Source organism: Bacillus sp. JJ1532 (genome assembly GCF_036965085.1).
GTDB lineage: Bacteria > Bacillota > Bacilli > Bacillales > Cytobacillaceae > Cytobacillus.
The window spans coordinates 62,560-68,887 of record NZ_JBALOW010000029.1 but is presented as its reverse complement, the minus strand read 5'-3'; the positions used below and the strand labels follow the sequence as shown (position 1 = coordinate 68,887).

6 protein-coding genes and 11 tRNA genes are annotated in these 6,328 nt (G+C 40.5%); 1 reads left to right on the top strand and 16 read right to left on the bottom strand.

The genetic code is table 11. The features are described from left to right. Positions 1 to 50: 50 nt before the first annotated feature. The 12 genes from V7122_RS11660 to V7122_RS11605 all read right to left on the bottom strand — a co-directional run bounded on the left by V7122_RS11660 (position 51) and on the right by V7122_RS11605 (position 1,901). Positions 51 to 124 (bottom strand) — tRNA-Gly (locus tag V7122_RS11660). Between the two features lie 22 nt (positions 125 to 146). Then, positions 147 to 223, bottom strand: a tRNA-Pro gene (locus V7122_RS11655). Between the two features lie 4 nt (positions 224 to 227). Continuing rightward, positions 228 to 304 (bottom strand) — tRNA-Arg (locus V7122_RS11650). 60 nt (positions 305 to 364) lie between these two features. Next, positions 365 to 450 (bottom strand) — tRNA-Leu (locus V7122_RS11645). A gap of 62 nt (positions 451 to 512) precedes the next feature. Continuing rightward, positions 513 to 597, bottom strand: a tRNA-Leu gene (locus V7122_RS11640). 55 nt (positions 598 to 652) lie between these two features. Then, positions 653 to 728, bottom strand: a tRNA-Lys gene (locus V7122_RS11635). 110 nt (positions 729 to 838) lie between these two features. Beyond that, positions 839 to 913 (bottom strand) — tRNA-Gln (locus V7122_RS11630). Between the two features lie 12 nt (positions 914 to 925). Further along, positions 926 to 1,002, bottom strand: a tRNA-Asp gene (locus V7122_RS11625). Between the two features lie 22 nt (positions 1,003 to 1,024). Further along, positions 1,025 to 1,096, bottom strand: a tRNA-Glu gene (locus tag V7122_RS11620). A 15-nt stretch (positions 1,097 to 1,111) separates the two neighbouring features. After that, positions 1,112 to 1,202 (bottom strand) — tRNA-Ser (locus V7122_RS11615). 5 nt (positions 1,203 to 1,207) lie between these two features. Beyond that, positions 1,208 to 1,282 (bottom strand) — tRNA-Asn (locus tag V7122_RS11610). 145 nt (positions 1,283 to 1,427) lie between these two features. Continuing rightward, entirely contained in the window at positions 1,428 to 1,901 is a 474-nt protein-coding gene (locus V7122_RS11605; protein WP_335526842.1) for a SprT family protein, read from the bottom strand. A gap of 179 nt (positions 1,902 to 2,080) precedes the next feature. Between V7122_RS11605 and cmpA the strand changes: the two genes are divergently transcribed. Further along, positions 2,081 to 2,194 carry a cortex morphogenetic protein CmpA gene (gene cmpA / locus V7122_RS11600; RefSeq protein ID WP_335345490.1) on the top strand — a complete coding sequence of 38 codons (114 nt, stop codon included), beginning with the start codon at positions 2,081 to 2,083 and terminating at the stop codon, positions 2,192 to 2,194. An 87-nt stretch (positions 2,195 to 2,281) separates the two neighbouring features. On the opposite strand, the gene V7122_RS11595 is transcribed toward cmpA, so the two are convergent. From V7122_RS11595 to V7122_RS11580, 4 genes are all read right to left on the bottom strand, one after another. Then, complete coding sequence (locus tag V7122_RS11595; protein ID WP_438823988.1) at positions 2,282 to 4,447, bottom strand: Tex family protein; 2,166 nt, start codon at positions 4,445 to 4,447, stop codon at positions 2,282 to 2,284. A 154-nt stretch (positions 4,448 to 4,601) separates the two neighbouring features. Further along, entirely contained in the window at positions 4,602 to 5,387 is a 786-nt protein-coding gene (gene sigB, locus V7122_RS11590) for an RNA polymerase sigma factor SigB (RefSeq protein WP_335484883.1), read from the bottom strand. After that, entirely contained in the window at positions 5,365 to 5,838 is a 474-nt protein-coding gene (gene rsbW, locus V7122_RS11585; protein WP_335484880.1) for an anti-sigma B factor RsbW, read from the bottom strand. Before rsbW ends, sigB begins: the two co-directional genes overlap by 23 nt. Then, positions 5,822 to 6,166, bottom strand: a complete 345-nt coding sequence (locus V7122_RS11580) for an anti-sigma factor antagonist (protein ID WP_335484878.1) — start codon at positions 6,164 to 6,166, stop codon at positions 5,822 to 5,824. The genes rsbW and V7122_RS11580 overlap by 17 nt, the downstream gene beginning before the upstream one ends. Positions 6,167 to 6,328 lie beyond the last annotated feature (162 nt).

Here is a 6,328-nt window from a genome sequence, read left to right as displayed (position 1 = left end):
ATAAAACGTTGACGTTTTTTTGTTCGTTCAGTTTTCAAAGAACTATCTTCTGGAGCGGGTGAAGGGAATCGAACCCTCATCAACAGCTTGGAAGGCTGTGGTTTTACCACTAAACTACACCCGCAATATCATTTTATTAATTCTAATGGTCGGGAAGACAGGATTCGAACCTGCGACCCCTTGGTCCCAAACCAAGTGCTCTACCAAGCTGAGCTACTTCCCGTATATGGCGCGCCCGAAAGGAGTCGAACCCATAACCTTCTGATCCGTAGTCAGACGCTCTATCCAATTGAGCTACGGGCGCATTTATTAAAGCAACTTTTATAGTATATCTTGTTTTGTTTCGAATGTCAACAACTTTTTTTGGTGCGGCCGAGAGGACTTGAACCTCCACGGGGTTGCCCCCACTAGGCCCTCAACCTAGCGCGTCTGCCATTCCGCCACGACCGCTTCATAAGAAGCGACAAAGATTATAGTACCAAACATCAAAACGAAATTCAACTGGTATTTATTGGTGCGGGTGAAGGGAGTCGAACCCCCACGCCTTGCGGCGCCAGATCCTAAGTCTGGTGCGTCTGCCAATTCCGCCACACCCGCAAATAAGAATCTTAAACAAAGAAATTAATCGCTTATCCGACTTTTTTGTTTAAGGTGGTGAGCCATGAAGGACTCGAACCTTCGACCCTCTGATTAAAAGTCAGATGCTCTACCGACTGAGCTAATGGCTCGGTATAAGATGTTGTAGTCATAATCTTGCTCCAAAGTCCTGCGGTCTTTGTCGCATTTTTTTAAAAAACCATTCGGCGAAGCAGGGCTTCGAAGATGTTTTTTTAAAAAATGGCTGGGCTAGCTGGATTCGAACCAACGCATGTCGCAGTCAAAGTGCGATGCCTTACCGCTTGGCTATAGCCCATTGAAGTTTATATGGCGGTCCGGACGGGACTCGAACCCGCGACCTCCTGCGTGACAGGCAGGCATTCTAACCAACTGAACTACCGGACCATATTAAATTTTTTATTAAAAGTGACCCATACGGGATTCGAACCCGTGTTACCGCCGTGAAAGGGCGGTGTCTTAACCGCTTGACCAATGGGCCATACATAAATATCTCTGGCGGAGAAGGAGGGATTTGAACCCTCGCGCCGCTTACGCGACCTACACCCTTAGCAGGGGCGCCTCTTCAGCCTCTTGAGTACTTCCCCATAAATGGCTCCGCAGGTAGGATTCGAACCTACGACCGTTCGGTTAACAGCCGAATGCTCTACCACTGAGCTACTGCGGAATATTTAACAAAACGCTGTGTTTTTCTCACAAAGCATCTTGTCGACTCTTACTATTATAAAAACCTAGACATTAAAAGTCAAGAAAGTTTTTTTAAAAAATCTTCTATAGTTTTATGTAAATTTATCTAATTTACTTTAGAGAAATTACCCTTGTTTTAATTCTTCAATTTTTCTTAATTTCCCTTTACACTTTCCGCAAACATATTTTTGTGTATTAATACTTCTTTTCCGTTCATATAATTGCCCGCAATCTTTGCAAGCATATATAATAACTCTTTTAAGCATGGTCTTTTTTGTGCGTTCTGGTAGAGGAGAGCAAAATCTTGGTGCTCCAACAGCTTTCATTAAAAGTCTAAAATCCCGATCTCGATGCTTGTATCCTTTTCCTTCAATATGAAGGTGATAATGGCAAAGCTCATGTTTAATAATTCCGCATAATTCCTCAAACCCGAGCTGATCTAAGTATTTCCTATTTATCTCTATATTATGGGTGTCAAGCATATAACGCCCGCCTGTCGACCTAAGCCTTCCATTAAAACAAGCTTTATGCCGAAACGGATTTCCAAAGCTTTGAAGTGAAATGTCCTCAACTAACTTTTGCAGTTCTAAGTCATCCATCCCATTTTTCCCCTCTAAATTTATGTGAACATGACAACCTATTATAGCATATGTTATATATACCTTTTCTTATTGTAATAAGTTTGATAACCATTTTAATTTTACAATTAAGAAGTTTATTCCCCTACGCTTCTTTATAGATTGTTTCAATTCCGAATTCCTATTAAGGAGGTATTCATATGCCTGGATGGTTTCTAAATCAAATGCAGAGGGCCTTTTTGGAAAAGGATCGTTCCACTATTAAGTTATTAAATCAATGTTGGTTTTTCTATAGAAAAAAACACTGCTCATAGAAATGCGGAAGCACCTTGCTTATTGACACTTCACAAACAAAATAGCGCTAGGGCGGAACCTAGCGCTTTACATCGTAAAAAATCCATTTATTCATTTGGAGCCAACATAGTTAGAGAAACTCTTCCTTTATTTTTATCAACAGAGTCGACCCAGACGGTAACAACATCGCCGACAGAAACAATATCTAGTGGATGCTTAACAAATTGGCGGCTTAATTTAGATATATGAACAAGCCCATCCTGCTTTACTCCGATATCAACAAAAGCGCCGAAGTCTACGACATTACGGACAGTCCCTTGAAGCTCCATACCCGCATTTAAATCCTCCAGCTGTAGAACATCCTTCTTTAATAGCGGTGTCGGCAAATCATCACGCGGGTCTCTTTCCGGTCTGACAAGTGCATCAATAATATCCTTAAGCGTAAGCTCTCCTATCCCTAATTCTGCAGCTGTTTCGGCAACATTTAATTTTGAAAGTGAATCCTTTAATGCTGCTGTTCCTAAATCGCTTGTTTTAAAACCTTGTTTATCAAGCAATTTTATGACCTCTGGATAGCTTTCGGGATGGATACCTGTACGATCTAGCGGTTCCTTTCCATCTATAATTCTTAGGAAACCGATAGCCTGCTCATATGTTTTCGCTCCTAGGCGCGGAATTTTTTTAAGCTGTTTGCGAGTTGAAAATTTCCCTTCTTCCTCCCGCATCTTCACTATATTATTGGCGACCGTCTTGGAAAGCCCCGCAACATATTGGAGCAAGGAAGAAGAAGCTGTATTAACATTTACACCTACTTGGTTTACAGCCGTTTCTACAACAAATGTTAAGGATTCCGATAATCTCTTTTGTGAAACATCATGCTGGTATTGCCCTACTCCAACAGACTTCGGGTCAATTTTCACTAGCTCTGCTAACGGGTCCTGTAAGCGGCGGGCAATTGATACAGCACTTCTTTCCTCTACTTGTAAATCTGGGAACTCTTCTCTGGCCAGATTAGAAGCCGAATATACACTAGCTCCCGCTTCATTTACGATAAGATAGTAAACTTCTTCTTTAAGCTCTTTTAAAATATCGGCAACAAACTGTTCAGTCTCTCGCGAAGCAGTACCATTTCCAATGGCGATCATCTTCACTTGAAACGTGTGAATGACATCAATAATTTGTGCTTTTGCCTCTCGCGCCTTCGAAACAGGAGGATGCGGATAAATGACCGCTATCTTCAGAACTTTCCCTGTTTCATCTACGACAGCAAGCTTACATCCGGTTCGATACGCTGGGTCCACTGCTAGAACAACTTTTCCTTTCAATGGCGGCTGCAGTAATAGCTTCCTTAAATTTTCTGAGAAAATCATGATAGCCTGCTCTTCTGCTTTTTCCGTTAATTCATTTCTTATTTCTCTTTCAATGGATGGCTGAATTAAACGTTTGTAACCATCCTCATAGGCCTCTTGAACAATGGACGATACTTTCGACTTTTCATTCTTAATCCACTTTTTATGTAAATATTTCAAAATAAAATCAGTATTCGGTTTAAGGCTGATTCGTAAAATCTCTTCCTTTTCACCGCGGTTTAATGCCAATGTACGGTGCGGGACGATTTTTGAAATGGGCTCTTCGTATTCATAATACATTTCAAAAACCTTTTTCTCATCCTTTGATTCGTCCTTCACTGTTGATTCAACCGTTCCAGTTTTTGCTGTTTGCTCGCGAATCCATTTTCTGCTGTCTGCATCATCGGATACCCATTCTGCAATAATATCCTTCGCGCCAGTGATGGCTTCCTCAACAGAATTTACTTCTTTTTCTTCTGAGAGGAATTCCTTTGCCTTGTCCACGGGAGATTCTGTTAATGGAAAGATTAGCATCCATTCCGCAAATGGTTCTAAGCCTTTCTCCTTCGCGATCGTTGCTTTCGTTCGGCGCTTCTGCTTATAAGGGCGATATAAATCCTCTATTTCCTGCAGCTTTTCTGCAATCTGTATGTGGTTTCTTAATTCATCTGTAAGCTTTCCTTGCTCATCAATTAATCGAATAACTTCCTCTTTTCGCTGTTCAAGATTTTGTATGTATTGCCAGCGCTCCATAATGTCACGAATTTGAACCTCGTCTAAAGCGCCAGTTTGTTCTTTACGATAACGGGCAATAAAGGGGACCGTGTTTCCTTCTTCCAGAAGGCCGATTGTGTTTCTAACTTGTTTTACAGATACCGATTGTTCTAATGCTATTTTTTCTAAAACTTGATTATTATTTACGATAGTTGTTTCCAAAATTTTACCCCCAGCCATTAAGTCTTGTTTTTCATTTTACCAAATTCTTGATTAAGTTTCATATGGGACACTCCGTCTTCAAAAAAAAAGAAGCTTACCTAGACAACTAGGCAGCCTCATACCGCAAATATTAAGTATTTGTTTAATCCTGATTGGCTGATTCTGCGTGAATAGCTTCCTGCAGTTTTTTTATAGCTCGTCTTTGGAGTCTTGAAACGTGCATCTGTGAAATTTGTAATTTTTCCCCCGTTTCCTTTTGACTCATGTTTTCTAAATATGTGTATTGGATGATTTGTTTCTCTCTCTCGGTTAGCACATGTAAAGCTTTTTCCAGTACAAGCATTTGATTGATCTTTTCATAGCCCTTATCCACCTGACCCACTATATCATGTAAGGTCACAGTTCCACCTTCTGAATCAGCATCAATTGAATGATCAACGGAAAGGGCCTGATAGCTTTTTCCCATTTCAAGGGCTTCTAGAACCTCTTCCTCCTCAATGTCTAATACTTCCGCAATTTCGTTCATTTTCGGAGACCTTTGGAGTTTAACTGTTAACTCCTCGATCGTTGTTTTAATTTTCGGTCCTAGCTCTTTTATCCGGCGGGGCACATGAACACTCCATGTTTTATCACGTAAAAATCGCTTAATTTCTCCGATAATAGTCGGGACTGCAAATGCCTCAAAATTCTTCCCAAAGGTTTCATCATATCGGCGTATAGCTCCCAGCAGTCCAATTAGCCCAACTTGAGTTATATCTTCATGAAAGGCTTTTCCCCTTGAGTATTTTCGTGCAATGGATTCGACTAAGTTCTGATAGTATAACACGAGTGAATTTAGAGCTTCTTCATCTTGGTGCTGCTGATAAGCTTTGATGAGCTGGTTGATTTCACCCTTTGATTTTTGATTAGGTCGAGAGTGCTTTAGCATCCATCTCCACCTGCTCTCCTTCTAGGTATTTAATCATGAATACCGTCACACCCTCTTTATCATGGATTCTAACTTCATCCATTAAAGACTCAATTAAGTACAGCCCCAAACCCCCTTCACGCAAATATTCAATGGAATCTGTCTGTTGATACCGTCCAATCCCTTGCCTGGCGGATAAAAAGTCAAAGCTTTTGCCATTGTCGGCAACCATTACTTCCAGCCGGTTTTCATATAACCCGAAACCAACGACCACTTCACCATGTTCTTCCTCTTTATAGGCATGCTGTACAGCATTTGTACACGCCTCACTTACGGCAATTTTCAAATCCTCAATTTCGTCAAATAAAAAACCCATCCGGCTTGCAATTCCTGATAGGGTAAGCCGAACCACATTCACGAATTCAGCTTTTGCAGGGACCTTAATTTCAATATAATCAAACGATTGATTCATTCTCTTCACCTTCATTCTGGCTGGAAATATCAATAATATTGGCGAGACCAGTCATTTTGAAAAGCCTCAATAAACGCTGAGATAATCCAACTATCCGAAGCTTGCCTTGATTGGAGCGTATATTTTTAAACACACCAACAAACACTCCGAGCCCTGTGCTATCTAGGTAGGATACATTAGATAGGTTAATGATCATTTCTATTCCTTCTTTTTCTGAAAGAGGAAATAGCCTCTCTCTAAGCTTTGGTGCAGTAAACGCATCAATCTCACCCTGAACAATCACATTCATTTGATTTCCCTGCTCGTGAATTTTTAATGACATATTCATAACTGACCCACCTTTTTGCATATCAATTGGATATTTACTTCCCTGTTTGCTGAATGAATAAACCTTTTTATTTATATTTTTTAAAATGATTATTAACAGTTTAGCAGAAATATTGGATGGGTAAAGGAAGGTAACGGTTGGAGAGCCTTATCAAATAAAAAT

Coding starts and splice junctions, on each gene's coding strand:
- V7122_RS11605 (WP_335526842.1), bottom strand. CDS start 1,901: ATGGATGACTTAGAACTGCAAAAGTTAGTTGAGGACATTTCACTTCAA.
- cmpA (WP_335345490.1), top strand. CDS start 2,081: ATGCCTGGATGGTTTCTAAATCAAATGCAGAGGGCCTTTTTGGAAAAG.
- sigB (WP_335484883.1), bottom strand. CDS start 5,387: ATGCTAAAGCACTCTCGACCTAATCAAAAATCAAAGGGTGAAATCAAC.
- rsbW (WP_335484880.1), bottom strand. CDS start 5,838: ATGAATCAATCGTTTGATTATATTGAAATTAAGGTCCCTGCAAAAGCT.
- V7122_RS11580 (WP_335484878.1), bottom strand. CDS start 6,166: ATGAATATGTCATTAAAAATTCACGAGCAGGGAAATCAAATGAATGTG.